The organism is Stenotrophomonas sp. 3(2025) (genome assembly GCF_052665395.1).
Genome location: NZ_JBQOIF010000003.1, coordinates 164,600 through 178,235, shown reverse-complemented (window position 1 = coordinate 178,235; position 13,636 = coordinate 164,600). Strand labels below are relative to the sequence as shown.

Here is a 13,636-nt window from a genome sequence, read left to right as displayed (position 1 = left end):
TCTACTGACGCCGTGCAGGGTAGATGCCCACCTTGGTTGGCGCCGGGCCGTCCGCGCGTTTCATCCACGCATGGCGTGGATTTACTTGCGCCGATACACACCGTTGAAGCGCACGTTCATGCCGCCGCACTCGCTGTTGTCGGCCACGATCAGCACGTCGCCCAGCAGCTGCGCGCGTACCGTGCAGGTATCCTCCACGAAGTCGACCTGGGCACCACGCGGCACCGCCTGCGCGCTTACCGCGCCGATGTTCGGGCCGCCCGGGCGCTCTGCCGGCGTCGGGTTGGCCGAGGGCCAGTAGGCATCGCCTTCCACGTGCAGCTGGCCGTCACGCACGCGGATGCGCAGGCCGTTGTCACTGTCCTTCCAGTCTCCCGACCAGGCCTGCAGCGTCGGCGCGGGTACCGGCACCACCTGCAGCTTGCTGCGATCCACCCAGCCTGCGCTGCCACCCACCTTGTTCGGGAAGAACGCGCAGCGGTAGCGGCCAAGATCACGCCCGGTCACCACCGTGTCGCCACTCACCACGTAGCTGCGCTGGCGGCAGGCGGGTTCGCCCTTGGCCGGGCAGCCGTCCATGTCGCCCAGCAGGTACAGGCGCGGCGTGCCCACCACCTTGGCCAGGGCAAAGCCCGATTGTTCCGAAGGGAACGCGCCATTGCGGCACGAACCGCCATCGGTCAGGTCGCTGGCGGACGCGGCAAGCGGGCTCAGCGTTGCAAGCAGGAACAGGGTACGCAGCAGCATCCAGGCAGCCTCGAAGGGAAGGCCCGCAGGATACCGCCTACTTCTCCGGCGGCGCGCCGCAACCGTCCTGCTGCGCGCAGAACTGCAGCGCGCGCCGTTGCTGCTCGGCGCTCAGTTCCGGTGGCGGCCGGGCGATGGCCGACTGGATCTGGTCCGGGCCGCCGGTGATCTTGTTCAGGCCCTTGGCTGCGGCCATCACGCCCTTGACCACGCCCATCATGATGTAACCACCGCCCATGCTGACCTGCTCGGGCGACGGCGGCTCACTCCAGTCGCGGCTGAAGCGGTTGTTCTCCGCGCGCATCGGGTTCTTGAAGCGGTACAGGTCCAGCGGCTGGTCGTCTTCGGGCTTGAGCGCGCGCACTTCGCCCAGCGTGGTGACGTTCCCCTGCGCAGGCGGGGTGACCACGGGCGTGTCATCAACGGTGGGCGGCACGGCGGGCGCCGGTACGGGACCAGGCGTGGGCACGGCCGCCGGCGTCGTCTGCTGCGCGTGCGCGATGCCCGCCAGCAGCATGCCGGCCAGAAGTGCTCCCTGCGTTGCCCGTTTTGCCACAGCCATCCACCGTGTTGGTTGCGTCCAGCAACCAAGGATACGGATCCAGGCTTCAGATTTCGTTGGAAACGGCGAGGGCGTTCAGGGAGTGTGCCGCATCACCGATGCGCGGCCAGGGCGCCGGAGTTTGCAACGAACTTCATTCCCCCCGCCAGGGCGGGGCCTGCATCCTGAGTCATTCCGTGTACGGCAGCCAGCCATGACAGCTTCCTCCACAGTCCCACCGCTGCAGCCGGTTGCCTGATGATGTCACGCGCAGCCGTGCTGATCGGTCTGGCAGTCCTGTTGGTGATGGTCCTCGCGGCCGTTGCCGAATGGGCATCACGCGTCCGCACAGGCTTGGCCTCGCTGCGCCGGAGCAGCACCCTGCGGACGCTCGATGCTCAAGAACACTCCGCACTGGCACCGCTGCGCGCGCTGACCGGTTGTGTCCACGACGACCAGGTGAAGCGGCTGCACGGGGCGTTCACCGGGGGGGCGTGCTGGAACAACTTCCCGGTTGGCGATGGCCTGCTGGGTGGAGTTCGCGTGCTGGTTCCAAGGCGGGCATGGCCATACCTCTCGGAAGACAACCAAGCCGACGTGGTGCTGGACGAACGCGTGGCGGTGGTGGTGCGTCTCAATGGCTTCAATATCGCTGCTGCACGGCCGGATGCAGCCACCAGCCGGGTCTGTGGCGAGCGCATGGAGACACCGGAAGAAGTTTCGATGCGACGGGGTCCCGGCCTGCGCCCTTCCCCGCTGGTGATTGCCGCACTGGCGCTATGGGCCGCCGCCGGCGTCCCGGGCCTGCTCGCCACGCCATTGCTTGCCATCGCCGGTCTTGCGGCCTGGCTGGGCCGCCCACGCCGCAACGGCCCTGCGACCGCGCAGCGCGTCCTGCGGGTCCGCGGCCGTCTACTCGTGTACCGGCGCACTGCCCAGGCATCACAGGTGTGGCTCTTGGGCAATGACCGGCGCGTGCAGCTTCCGGAGGAATGGGAGCACGCCGAGGCATTCTCCCGCGGGCGCTCGATGTTGCTGGATGTGCGCACCTGCGATGGGTGGGTGCTGGGCGCGGGCACGGCATGGTGCCTGGCCAGCGACCGACGACGCTATCCGCCAACGGGAGGGTTCTGGCATCTGGCTTGGCTGGGCCTGCTGCTGTGCGTGCTGATGTTCGGCGCCGCCTCGGTGCCGCTGTCACAGCGCCTGGACCTGGGCTGGCCGGTTGCATCTGCCTGGCAGCCGCTGGCAGTGCTGGCGGTGGGCTGGCACACGGTACGGCTTGTGGTCTGCATCGTGCAGTCCGTCCGCCGCAGCAAGGCGCTCGGCGCGGAAATCGCGCGGCGTCCCGACCCGTGGCAATGAACGGTTCACGCCCTTCGCGCGCGATGTCTCACATCCTGAGACGTGGATGTGGTGCCATGTGATCCCTCGAAAAACGTCCCGGCTCCATCTTCCATGGCCTACGAACTCGCCAAGCGCACCGCCGATGCGGAGCAGCAGCTCGCCACCCGCGATGGCCTGCCCGCGCGCGATGGCGCACTGCTCAGTGCACGCCTGCAGCGCCGCTACCAGGATCGCATCACCGGCAGCTTCGCCATTCCCGGCCGCGAAGGCCGCTATGCGCCGATTCCCGCGTCGGTGCCACCGGCGCTGGCCGCCGCGCTGAAGGCACGCGGCATCGAGCAGCTCTACAGCCACCAGGCCGAGGCATGGGAGGCCAGCCAGCGTGGCGACCACGTCGCCATCGTTACCCCCACCGCCAGCGGCAAGTCGCTGTGCTACACCCTGCCGGTGGTCAGCGCCGCCATGCAGGACAAGGCCAAGGCGCTGTACCTGTTCCCCACCAAGGCACTGGCACAGGACCAGGTGGCCGAACTGCTGGAGCTCAACCGCGCCGGCGACCTCGGGGTGAAGGCCTTCACCTTCGACGGCGACACCCCCGGCGACGCGCGGCAGGCGATCCGCCTGCATGGCGACATCGTGGTCTCCAACCCGGACATGCTGCACCAGGCGATCCTGCCGCATCACACCAAGTGGGCGCAGTTCTTCGAGAACCTGCGCTACATCGTCATCGACGAAGTACACACCTATCGCGGCGTGTTCGGCAGCCATGTCACCAACGTGCTGCGCCGGCTCAAGCGCATCTGCGCGTTCTACGGGGTGCAACCGCAGTTCATCCTGTGCTCGGCCACCATCGGCAACCCGCAGGCGCATGCCGAGGCGCTGATCGAAGCACCGGTCACCGCCATCACCGAATCCGGTGCACCCAGCGGGCCCAAGCAGGTGCTGCTGTGGAATCCGCCGGTGATCAACCCCGACCTGGGCCTGCGTGCCTCGGCGCGCTCGCAGAGCAACCGCATCGCCCGCATCGCGATCAAGTCCGGCCTGAAGACGCTGGTGTTCGCGCAGACCCGGCTGATGGTGGAGGTGCTGACCAAGTACCTGAAGGACATCTTCGATCACGATCCGCGCAAGCCACCGCGCATCCGCGCGTACCGTGGTGGCTACCTGCCCACCGAGCGCCGCGAGACCGAGCGTGCGATGCGTGCCGGCAACATCGACGGCATCGTCAGCACCTCGGCGTTGGAACTGGGCGTGGATATCGGCAGCCTGGACGTGGTGATCCTCAACGGTTACCCCGGCAGCGTGGCTGCCACCTGGCAGCGCTTCGGCCGCGCCGGACGCCGCCAGCAGCCCGCACTCGGGGTGATGGTGGCCAGTTCGCAGCCGCTAGACCAGTACGTGGTGCGCCATCCGGACTTCTTCGCCGAGGCGTCGCCGGAACACGCACGCATCGCACCCGACCAGCCGTTGATCCTGTTCGATCACATCCGCTGCGCGGCGTTCGAACTGCCGTTCCGGGTCGGCGATGGCTTCGGCCCGATCGATCCTGAAGTGTTCCTGGAAGCACTGGCCGAAACCGAGGTCATCCACCGCGAAGGCGAACGCTGGGAGTGGATCGCCGACAGCTATCCGGCCAACGCGGTCAGCCTGCGCGCGGTGGCCGACGGCAACTTCGTGGTGGTCGACCGCAGCGATGGCCGCCAGCAGATCATCGCCGAAGTGGACTACTCCGCTGCCGCGCTGACCCTGTACGAGGGCGCCATCCACATGGTGCAGTCCACGCCCTACCAGGTGGAAACGCTGGACTGGGAAGGCCGCAAGGCCTACGTCACCCGCACCCACGTGGACTACTACACCGACAGCATCGACTTCACCAAGCTCAAGGTGCTGGACCGTTTCGATGGCGGCGTGGCCGGCCGTGGTGATTCGCACCATGGCGAAGTGCACGTGGTGCGCCGCGTGGCCGGTTACAAGAAGATCCGCTACTACACCCACGAGAACATCGGCTACGGCCCGGTCAACCTGCCCGACCAGGAACTGCACACCACCGCAGTGTGGTGGCAGCTGCCGCAGGCGCTGCTGCTGCGCGCCTTCGCCAGCAAGCAGGATGCGCTGGATGGGTTCCTCGGCGCCGCCTATGCACTGCACATCGTAGCCACGGTGGCGGTGATGGCCGATGCGCGCGACCTGCAGAAGTCGGTGGGCAACGGCGATGGCACCTGGATCGCGATTGCCGACCAGAGCGGGCGCGGCCAGCTGCGGGGCAGCGATGGCGAGCCTGGCGCGGTGGAACTGCTGCAGGAATTCGTGCCGACCGTATACCTGTACGACAACTTCCCCGGTGGCGTCGGCCTGAGCGAGCCGCTGTGGCAGCGCCAGGCCGAGCTGGTGCAGCGCGCGCGCGAACTGGTACAGCGCTGCGACTGCAAGGCGGGTTGCCCGGCCTGCGTCGGTCCGGTGCTGGCCGCGCAGGAACAGGATGAAACCTCGCCGCGTGCGCTGGCGCTGCGCGTGCTCGACCTGTTCGATGCGCAGGCCTGCCAGCAGGTGGCCGATGTGGTGGTGAGCACACGCGACCCGATGGAGCTGATCGCCCCGTGAGCCTGAGCCTGGACAAGCTGCGGCTGCTTCGCAAGCAGGCGGGTGACCCGAAAGCAGCCACGCCTGCCGCGCCGACGCAGCAGACGCCGCCGGCACTGATGGCCGCCAACGATGCGCGGCAGCCACCGGCCGAGCGTTCGGTGTTTGCCTGGGTGGAACAGGAGATCCGCCACAAGCCGACCGGCATGGCCACGCCTGCGCCGGCGACACTGCGACGGCCCGAGGTCGGCAGCCTGCATCGCCTGCTCGGCATGCGCTCGCGGGGTGGCCCTGCGCCGGCACGCGCCAGCGCGCAGGATCGTCAACTGCCCGGCAACGAGATTGCGCCCGGCCTGTTCCTGATCGAGTCACTGCTGCCGCAGCCGATTCCCGCCATGCCGCTGTCGCTGGCCTTCGCCAAGCGCGAGGGTGAGCACGTGGCTGCGCGCGACCTGCTGTTCTTCGATACCGAGACCACCGGCCTGGCCGGCGGCACCGGCACCCGCGCCTTCATGATCGGCGCGGCCGACTGGCATGTGTGCCCGCAGCGTGGTGAAGGGCTGCGCATCCGCCAGCTGCTGATGTCGACGATGGCTGCCGAGGAAGCGATGCTGGCCGCCTTCGCCAGCTGGCTGCAGCCGCATACCGTGTTCTGCAGCTACAACGGCCGCAGCTACGATGCCCCACTGCTGAAGACACGCTATCGGCTGGCCCGTCAGGCCGATCCCATCACCGCGCTGGACCATGTCGACCTGCTGTATCCCACCCGCCGCCGTTACCGCGGTACGTGGGAGAACTGCAAGCTGTCCACCATCGAGCGGCAACTGCTGCGCGTGGTGCGCGAAGATGACCTGCCCGGCTCGGAAGCCCCCGCCGCATGGCTGCGTTACCTGCGTGGCGGTGATGCGGTGAATCTGTGCCGGGTGGCCGACCACAACCACCAGGACGTGGTGACCCTGGCCCTGCTGCTGCAGCGGCTGGTGCGGGAAGAGCAGCGCGAACGGGAGACCCTGGCGCTGGTAAGCGGATGAACGGAGAGGGCGGATCCAGGCCGCGTTGACATCACTGACACAGGGCTCGGCGACACTGCCGCTACTGAACACCCCCCAGGAGTACTGCCATGCGTCGATCCCCCCTGTTGCTGCTTGCAGCCGTCCTGCCGCTGGCCGCCTGCAGCCATGCCGGTGGCAACACCACTGCCGATGCCGGCAGCCTGCCGGCCAAGGTGTCCGATGGTCCGCACGAGTGCCGCCCCGAGGCGCTGGACGCATTCACCGGCAAGACCGCCGACGAAGCAACGATCAAGAAGCTGGTGGCCGACAGTGGCGCGCGCAACGCACGCGTGGTCAAACCGGGGATGGCGGTGACCATGGACTTCCGCCAGGACCGGGTGACCGTGCAGGTGGACGCACAGAACCGTATCGAGCGCGCCAGCTGCGGCTGATGGGGTAGCGCCGGGCCCTGCCCGGCGGATTCCATTCGCATACGCGCCGCTGCGGGCGCCGGGCATGGCCCGGCGCTCCGCTCTGTCAGAGCCGCTCGGCCTTGCCGCTGGCCAGCGCACGCGCGATGACCTGCTGCGCCTGCTTCGCTGCCTGCGCCTGCAGCCGCGCCTGGCGTTCACCCAATGCCGCCTGTTGGCTGCCCAGCACGGCCTGCTGGCTTCCCAGCGCAGCCTGCTGGCTGGCGAGACGGCTCATCTCGCGGCTGCGTTCGGACTGCAGCGCCTGGTTGCGGGCCACCTGTGACGCGCGCTGTGCTTCGGCCGCAGCCTTGCGTGCAATCGCCGCATCATCCACCGCGCTGCGTGTGGCCCGCGCCGCTTCGGCTGCCGCTTCGCGGTTGATGTCGCGATCGTTGATCGCACTGCGTGCGGCCCGTGCGGCGGCGAGAGCGATCTCACGCGCCTCTTCACTCTGCAGCCTGCCCAGCTCACCCTGTTCACGACCGAGCTGCCCCTGCTGCCGCCCCAGCACGCTCTGCTGGCGCCCCAGTTCACTCTGCTGGCGGCTCAGGTCGACGGCGCCGGCATAGGCACGCTGCAACGACTGGATCAGCATCGGATCGCGCACCACGTAGCGCTTGTCGCCCTGGCGGAACCACAGTGCCGGGCCGTCACCAAGCCGGCTGCGCGCCTGCATCACATCGTCCATGCCGGCATTGGCGAACGCCTGGCCGTGATCGACGAGGACGAAGGCCTGCTGTGGCGGCGTACCCAGATCCAGCTGGCCATGGGTGACGATGGTGGTCTGCGAGTGCGCATGGGTGCCTGCGTCCTGCTCCTCGTCTTCATTGACGTCGGCAGGCTCCTCAGGCTCTGCCGGCTCGGCCCAGTCGGCCGGCTCTGCCGGTACTGCTGCGGCAGGCGGCGCTGCCGGTGCTGGGGGTGCTGCGGGCGGCGGCGGCGGCGCGGGCACAGCGCGCGGCGGTGCCGGCGGTGCAGGCGGGACCGGGGCGGCCACCAGCCGCATCGGCGCCACACCCACGGCCAATACAACCAGCGTCAAGCCGACGGCCAGCAGGCGTGGGCACGCCCGGTGCGACTGCAGCGACAGCAGGCGGCGCTTGAGGCTGGTGGTGCTGGGCGCTGCGCTGGCCACGCCGAGGTGTGGCTGCGGCGCCACACCCAGCTGCAGCAGCAACCGTCCATAGGCATGGCGGCTGGCACCGTGCTGGCCGACCACCGCCGCATCCACGGCTTCCTCGCGGGCCTGGGCGTATTCGCGCACGGCCAGGCGCAGCAGCGGATGGAAGAAGAACAGGTGCTGGGCCAGGGCAGGCAGCAGCCCCCACTGCAGGTCACGACGCTGCAGGTGTTGCAGCTCGTGGGTCAGTGCCAGGTCCAGCGCATCGCCCTGCAGCGCGTTCATGCCCGCCGGCAGCAGCAGCACCGGACGGAACGGCCCGACCAGCTGCGGCGCGTCCACCTGGTCGCTCATCCACAGGCGTGGCGCGCGGCGCAGGCCATGCGCATCCGAAGCCAGCTGCAGTGCCTGCACCAGCGCCTGGTCCTCGCACGGATACGACGCGGCCAGCAGCGCACGGCACCGGCGCCATTCGCCAAAGGTCCGCAGCGCCATCAGCAGTACGCCGGACATCCACAGCGCGGCCAGGGTCACTGCCCACCAGGCCACCTGCGCGCTGCCGGCATCGCTCATCGGCACGTTCGCCAGCAGTTGCGCGGCGGCCTCCGGTGCCAGCGGATACACCGCATCCGCAGCAAGATCCACGGTCGTCATGGCCACCGCATCGGGTGCGGGCAACCAGGCCAGCTGCAGCGGTTGGCTCCACAACAGACCGACCACCGCCTGCAGCGACACCAGCCACCACAACCGGCAGCGGGTGGCCGCCGACAGTGCTGGCAGCGTGCGGCACAGCAGGTACACCAGTGCCACCAGCAGCACGGTCTGCAGGCTCGTCCAGCCCAGCCGTTCCAGCATCGGAATCAACATCGAGGTATCCATGGCTCAGTCCTCCTGGCGACGCGATTGCAGTTCGGCCACCAGCGCTTCCAGTTCGGCCAGTTCGTTGTCGCTGACCTTCTGCCGCTGCGACAGGTACGCCACGAATGGCGACACCGAGCCCTGCAGCGTGTTGTCGACGAACTGGGCAACGGCGCCCTGCAGCACGCTCTCCGGGCCACGGGTGGGCTGGTAACGGTAGACACCCTGCTGCTGCCTGCGCTGCAGGTAACCCTTGGCGCGCAGGCGCTCCATCATCGTCAACACGGTGGACCGGGCCAGTCCGCGCGGTTCGCCATAGCCGCTGGCGACCTCGCCGACGCTGGCCGGTGCCTGCTCATCCACATACTGCAGCAGGGCCAGTTCCTGGTCCCCGATGGTCTTGCCACGCATGACAACACTCCCTTGACTACACGTGTCGCTACTGTTGCCATGACGACACCTGTAGTCAACCCCCCGGAAGTCATGGGCCGACGAACGGTAGGGCGCGCAGCCGGCTTAAACCTTTTCCGCCAGGCGCGCATCCGACCCATGGCCTGTCGCCTGCGGCAGCCGTCATCGCCGCCGATCTTTCCGACCTCCGGGAACCCGCATGCCTCGCCAGACGCTACGAACCCTGCTCATGATCATCAGCCTGCTGCCCTTCGCCGCCGTCTCCGCCAGCCAGGACCAGGCCAACGACCAGACCCGCCGTTTCATCCGCCAGACCATGCAGGAACAGCGCATCCCGGGCCTGCAGGTCGCGGTGGTCAAGGATGGTCAGGTGGTGCTGTCGGAAACCTATGGGCTGGCCAACGTCGAGAACGGCGTGGTCGCCACCCGCAACACCCGGTTCCCGCTCAACTCGGCCACCAAATCCTTCACCGGCGTCGCTCTGGCGCAGCTGGCACAGGACGGGCGGGTGGATCTGGACGCACCCATCGCGCGCTATCTCGACGACCTGCCCGAAAGCTGGCGGGCGGTGCGGGTGCGCCAGCTGCTCGCCCACACCTCCGGCCTGCCCGACATCCTCGATGCAGAGGGATTGCTGGGCAGTGGCTCGGAACAGGATGCATGGCAGGCGGTCCGCGCGCTGCCGGCAGAGGCCAGGGCCGGCGATCGCTTCCAGTACAACCAGACCAACTACCTGCTGCTGGCGCGGATCATCGCGCGGCAATCCGGCATGCCCTACGAACGCTTCCTGGCCACCAGCCAGTTCTCCACCGCGCGCATGGCACGCACCACGTTCGGCGACAGCTACGACCTGATCCCGGATGCGGCGACGATGTACAGCTACCTGCCACGCGCCACCGATGCAAAGGATGCGACGCCACGCCTGTCGCACTGGTTCTACGACATGCCGCCCAGCCTGTGGGCCGGCGGCGGCATCCTCACCACGGCCGATGACACCGCGCGCTGGTTGGCTGCGTTGCAGGAGGGACGCCTGCTGGAGCAGCGTGCGGTGCAGCAGATGTGGACGGCCGAGCGCCTCAACGACGGCAGCGCCGGTGACTGGGCCGCAGGCTGGCCGGTGTTCAACACCGCACCCGACCTGCAGGTGGGCGGCATGGGCGGTGCGCGCTCGGCCTTCATCGTCTATCCCGAGCGCGGCCTCGCCGTTGTCGTGCTGACCAACCTGGTCGGCGCCAATCCGCAGCAGTTCATACCGCGCATCGCCGGCTTCTACTCCGCCGCGCGCTAGCCGCGCGGCCCGCCCATCACCGGCAGGATCACCCCGCTGATGTAGCTGGCGCAGGCCGGCGAGGCCAGGAACACATAGGCCGGCGACAGTTCTTCGGGCTGTGCCGGCCGGCCCATGTCACTGTCCTTGCCGAACTCGGCCACGTCCTTGGCCTGCTTGTCGGCCGGATTCAACGGCGTCCACACCGGGCCCGGCGCCACGCAGTTGACCCGGATGCCGCGCGGCAGCAACTGGCTGGCCAGCGCCTTGGTGAACGCATGGATCGCGCCCTTGGTGGCCGAGTAATCGATCAGTGCCTTGCTGCCGAACAGGCCGGTTTCCGAGCCGGTGTTGATGATGCTGGCGCCTTCGCCCAGGTGTGGCAGCACTGCGCGTGCCATCTGGATATAGCCGCCGATGTTGGTCTGCAGGGTTTCCTGCAGGTGCGCATCTTCCAGGTCTTCCAGGCGCTCGCAGTGCAGCTGGAACGCCGCATTGTTGACCAGGATGTCGATGCCACCAAACGCCTTGGCCACCTGCTTGACGGCCTTGTCGCAGAAGCGCGGGTCGCGCACGTTGCCGGCGATCACCACGCAGCGGCCGCCCTCTTTTTCCACGTGCTGACGCGTCAGCTCGGCGTCCTTGGCTTCATCCAGATGCAGCACGGCAACGTCGGCGCCTTCGCGGGCGAACAGCACCGCCACCGCACGGCCGATGCCGGAATCACCACCGGTGACGATGGCCCGCATGCCCTGCAGCTTGCCGCTGCCGACGTAAACCGGCGCGAGGAAGCGCGGGGCCAGCTCCAGTGCATGCTCATGGCCGGGCTTGGCCAGATGTTGCGCCGGCATCTTCTCCGGCTGACGGCGTGGGCCAGCCTGGGTGGCGGTCTTCTTTGTCGCCTTCTTTGCCGCGCGTACATCCTTCGCTTTTTCCTGGTCCTGCAGCCGTCGCTGCCGCGCGGCGACGCGCGCCGCGCGCGGATCAGCGGCGGCGGCCTTGCGGGTGGCGGTCTTCACCACGCGCGGGCGATCGGACGTGGTGGCTTCGGCGGCGGCGGGCGCTGCCTGGGTGCCTTTGCGTACCTTCGGCGATGCCTTGCGGCGGGCGGGGGTCTTCTTGGTGGTGGCCATGCAGGTCTCCTCGGGAGGGAAAGGGGCTGCCGGCCAGCGGCCGGCACTACCGGGGGCGGCGTGCGCCGCTCGTGCAGTGTCTCCACGCAGGCTGTTGGCGGCAGTGAGCGCACTGTGTCCATCGCGTGCACGGCATTCATTCCGCCACCACGCGTGTCGTCGCACCCTGCAGGCCACAACACGAGGAACGTCCCCCATGAAACATGCCATTGCCACCGCCGCCGTCTGCTTCGCTCTCGCCGCCTGCAGCAGCAGCCCGGTCGCCCAGGTCCAGCCGATCGATGGGGTGATTTCAGGCCAGTGCCACACCGACAAGGTGCGCGGCGCGGTCGGCCTCGCCGCTTCGGGCATGACCATCGAACGTGCGCGCGTGGACAGCGACAGCCTGCACGTGCAGGTAACCCGCGGCAGCCGCGAGCGCAGCGGCAACACCGCCAGCGGTGCTGCCGATCCGGCCGCCGGCGCAGCCACGGAAGGCGGGGATCGCCTGACCATCGAAACTGGCCGCACCAACAACATCACCGCCATCTACTGCGGCTGACCTGCCTTGCGGCTGAGCCGCCGGGCCCGGCGCAGCACCTTCAGTGTCGCCTGTTCCCACTGCCGCGGGCCGCGCAGGCCCGCCAGTGCGGTCAGCTCGCCGCGTTCCCAACCGGCAAACACGCAGGGATCGATGTAGGCCTTGCGGCATACCGCTGGCGTATTACCCAAGCGCGCAGCCACCTGGCACACCACCTCGCGTTGCGCCTTGGCCAACGCGCGTTGGCTGGCCGGCTCGGGCAGCTCGGTGGCGGCGAAGGCCTGCACCGCCGCCATCGTGCCGCCCCAGGTGCGGAAGTCCTTGGCGGTGAAGTCCTCGCCCATCACCTCGCGCAGGTAGTCGTTCACCGCGCCCGAATCCACCGGCTGCACCTCGCCCGCGTCGTCGCGGTACTGGAACAGGGCCTGACCCGGCAGCTGCTGCACGCTGCGCACCAGCGCGCCCAGCCGACGGTCACCGACCACCACCTCCTGCAACTGCCCGGACTTGCCGCGGAAGCGCATGCGCACCCGGCCACCCCGAAGCAGGTCCAAGTGACGGTTGCGCAACGTTGTCAGGCCGTATGACTTGTTCTCCTGCGCATAGGTTTCATTGCCCACCCGCACCAGCGTGTCGGCCAGCAGCGCGACCACAACCGCCAGCACCTTCTCGCGCGGGAACCCGCTGCGCTTGAGGTCGCGGCCCAGGCGCCGCCGCAGCGCTGGCAACGCCTGGCCGAAGGCGATGGTGCGGTCGAACTTGCCGGCGTCGCGAACGGCAGCCCAGTCGGCGTGGTAGCGGTACTGCTTGCGCCCGCGCGCGTCGCGGCCGGTGGCCTGCAGGTGGCCATCGGCGCGGGCACAGATCCACACGGCGGTATAGGCCGGTGGAATGGCCAGCGCGCGGATGCGCTGCAGGGTGGCGGCATCGCGCACGGCATGGCCATCGGCATCGCGATAGGCAAAGCCCTTGCCTGCGCGTCGCCGGCTGATGCCAGGCTGGGTGTCATCGACGTAGCGCAGGCCGGCGGCGCGCGCGGCCTGGCGTTCGGGTGTGGGGGTCGCTGGCATGCCTGCAGTCTGCCGATCGGCGCGGCGTGGCCACGTCAATAACGCAAGACAAACACGTGAGGGCGGGTTCGCCGCTATGCTCGGCCTTTCACCGTCCCTTCCATTACGGAGTCATGATGTCGTTCCCGATCCGCGCCCGTTCCCTCTCCGCCCTGCTGCTGCCGGCCGTGCTGGCCCTGACCGCCTGCCAGGCGCCGTCGCTGGATGAGCAGGATTCGGCCACCGCCCACGCACAGCAGGCCGCCGAGGCCGCCAAGGCGCCGGCCGACGAAGCCGGCAAGGCCACCGAAGCACCGCCGGTCGGCAACTGCGACGCCAGCCAGGTGCAGAGCCTGGTCGGCCAGCCCTATACCGAAACGCTCGGCAAGCAGGCCCAGGATGATGCCGCAGCCAAGCAGCTGCGCGTGCTGCACCCCAATGACGTCACCACGATGGAGTTCCTGGGTGACCGCCTGAACATCGAAGTGGACGCAAAGGACGTGGTAAGCGGCGTCCGCTGCGGCTGAGCAAGCCTGCGCCGGCAAGCGTTTGCCGGCGCTTTGGTTGCGCCTGCAACCGTGTATTGCGGCGTTGCAGC

At 68.8% G+C, this 13,636-nt stretch carries 13 protein-coding genes; 7 read left to right on the top strand and 6 right to left on the bottom strand.

Annotated elements, in window-relative coordinates; genetic code table 11:
• Window positions 1–81: 81 nt before the first annotated feature.
• Complete coding sequence (locus tag ACUXVE_RS03685; RefSeq protein WP_445513854.1) at window positions 82–747, bottom strand: hypothetical protein; 666 nt, start codon at window positions 745–747, stop codon at window positions 82–84.
• A 37-nt stretch (window positions 748–784) separates the two neighbouring features.
• Window positions 785–1,309 carry a hypothetical protein gene (locus ACUXVE_RS03680; RefSeq protein ID WP_445513853.1) on the bottom strand — a complete coding sequence of 175 codons (525 nt, stop codon included), beginning with the start codon at window positions 1,307–1,309 and terminating at the stop codon, window positions 785–787.
• Window positions 1,310–1,564: 255 nt separating this feature from the next.
• On the opposite strand from ACUXVE_RS03680, the gene ACUXVE_RS03675 reads away from it, so the two are divergent.
• The 4 genes from ACUXVE_RS03675 (at window position 1,565) to ACUXVE_RS03660 (ending at window position 6,659) form a co-directional block, all read left to right on the top strand.
• Window positions 1,565–2,653, top strand: coding sequence for a hypothetical protein (locus ACUXVE_RS03675; protein ID WP_445513852.1), 1,089 nt, complete (start codon window positions 1,565–1,567; stop codon window positions 2,651–2,653).
• Between the two features lie 93 nt (window positions 2,654–2,746).
• Window positions 2,747–5,236 (top strand): DEAD/DEAH box helicase, encoded by a 2,490-nt coding sequence (locus tag ACUXVE_RS03670; protein WP_093820249.1) that lies wholly within the window; start codon window positions 2,747–2,749, stop codon window positions 5,234–5,236.
• The gene (locus ACUXVE_RS03665; RefSeq protein WP_445513851.1) at window positions 5,233–6,246 is read left to right on the top strand and encodes a ribonuclease H-like domain-containing protein; all 1,014 of its coding nucleotides are present in this window, start codon (window positions 5,233–5,235) and stop codon (window positions 6,244–6,246) included. The genes ACUXVE_RS03670 and ACUXVE_RS03665 overlap by 4 nt, the downstream gene beginning before the upstream one ends.
• 89 nt (window positions 6,247–6,335) lie before the next feature.
• Window positions 6,336–6,659, top strand: coding sequence for an I78 family peptidase inhibitor (locus ACUXVE_RS03660; protein WP_445513850.1), 324 nt, complete (start codon window positions 6,336–6,338; stop codon window positions 6,657–6,659).
• Between the two features lie 85 nt (window positions 6,660–6,744).
• On the opposite strand, the gene ACUXVE_RS03655 is transcribed toward ACUXVE_RS03660, so the two are convergent.
• Window positions 6,745–8,679 carry a M56 family metallopeptidase gene (locus ACUXVE_RS03655; protein ID WP_222388022.1) on the bottom strand — a complete coding sequence of 645 codons (1,935 nt, stop codon included), beginning with the start codon at window positions 8,677–8,679 and terminating at the stop codon, window positions 6,745–6,747.
• A gap of 3 nt (window positions 8,680–8,682) precedes the next feature.
• Window positions 8,683–9,069 (bottom strand): BlaI/MecI/CopY family transcriptional regulator, encoded by a 387-nt coding sequence (locus tag ACUXVE_RS03650; RefSeq protein WP_025876036.1) that lies wholly within the window; start codon window positions 9,067–9,069, stop codon window positions 8,683–8,685.
• A gap of 229 nt (window positions 9,070–9,298) precedes the next feature.
• Between ACUXVE_RS03650 and ACUXVE_RS03645 the strand changes: the two genes are divergently transcribed.
• The gene (locus ACUXVE_RS03645; RefSeq protein WP_445513849.1) at window positions 9,299–10,357 is read left to right on the top strand and encodes a serine hydrolase domain-containing protein; all 1,059 of its coding nucleotides are present in this window, start codon (window positions 9,299–9,301) and stop codon (window positions 10,355–10,357) included.
• Here ACUXVE_RS03645 and ACUXVE_RS03640 read toward each other — a convergent pair.
• Window positions 10,354–11,469: an SDR family oxidoreductase gene (locus tag ACUXVE_RS03640; protein ID WP_445513848.1), complete on the bottom strand. Its 1,116-nt coding sequence runs from the start codon at window positions 11,467–11,469 to the stop codon at window positions 10,354–10,356. The genes ACUXVE_RS03645 and ACUXVE_RS03640 overlap by 4 nt on opposite strands.
• 196 nt (window positions 11,470–11,665) lie before the next feature.
• On the opposite strand from ACUXVE_RS03640, the gene ACUXVE_RS03635 reads away from it, so the two are divergent.
• The gene (locus tag ACUXVE_RS03635) at window positions 11,666–12,010 is read left to right on the top strand and encodes a hypothetical protein (protein ID WP_025876040.1); all 345 of its coding nucleotides are present in this window, start codon (window positions 11,666–11,668) and stop codon (window positions 12,008–12,010) included.
• On the opposite strand, the gene ACUXVE_RS03630 is transcribed toward ACUXVE_RS03635, so the two are convergent.
• Window positions 11,998–13,059: a DNA topoisomerase IB gene (locus ACUXVE_RS03630; protein WP_132826337.1), complete on the bottom strand. Its 1,062-nt coding sequence runs from the start codon at window positions 13,057–13,059 to the stop codon at window positions 11,998–12,000. The genes ACUXVE_RS03635 and ACUXVE_RS03630 overlap by 13 nt on opposite strands.
• Before the next feature lie 116 nt (window positions 13,060–13,175).
• Here ACUXVE_RS03630 and ACUXVE_RS03625 point away from each other — a divergent pair, with 116 nt between their 5' ends.
• On the top strand, window positions 13,176–13,565 hold the full coding sequence (locus tag ACUXVE_RS03625) for an I78 family peptidase inhibitor (RefSeq protein ID WP_222388027.1): 390 nt from the start codon (window positions 13,176–13,178) through the stop codon (window positions 13,563–13,565).
• Window positions 13,566–13,636: the final 71 nt, after the last annotated feature.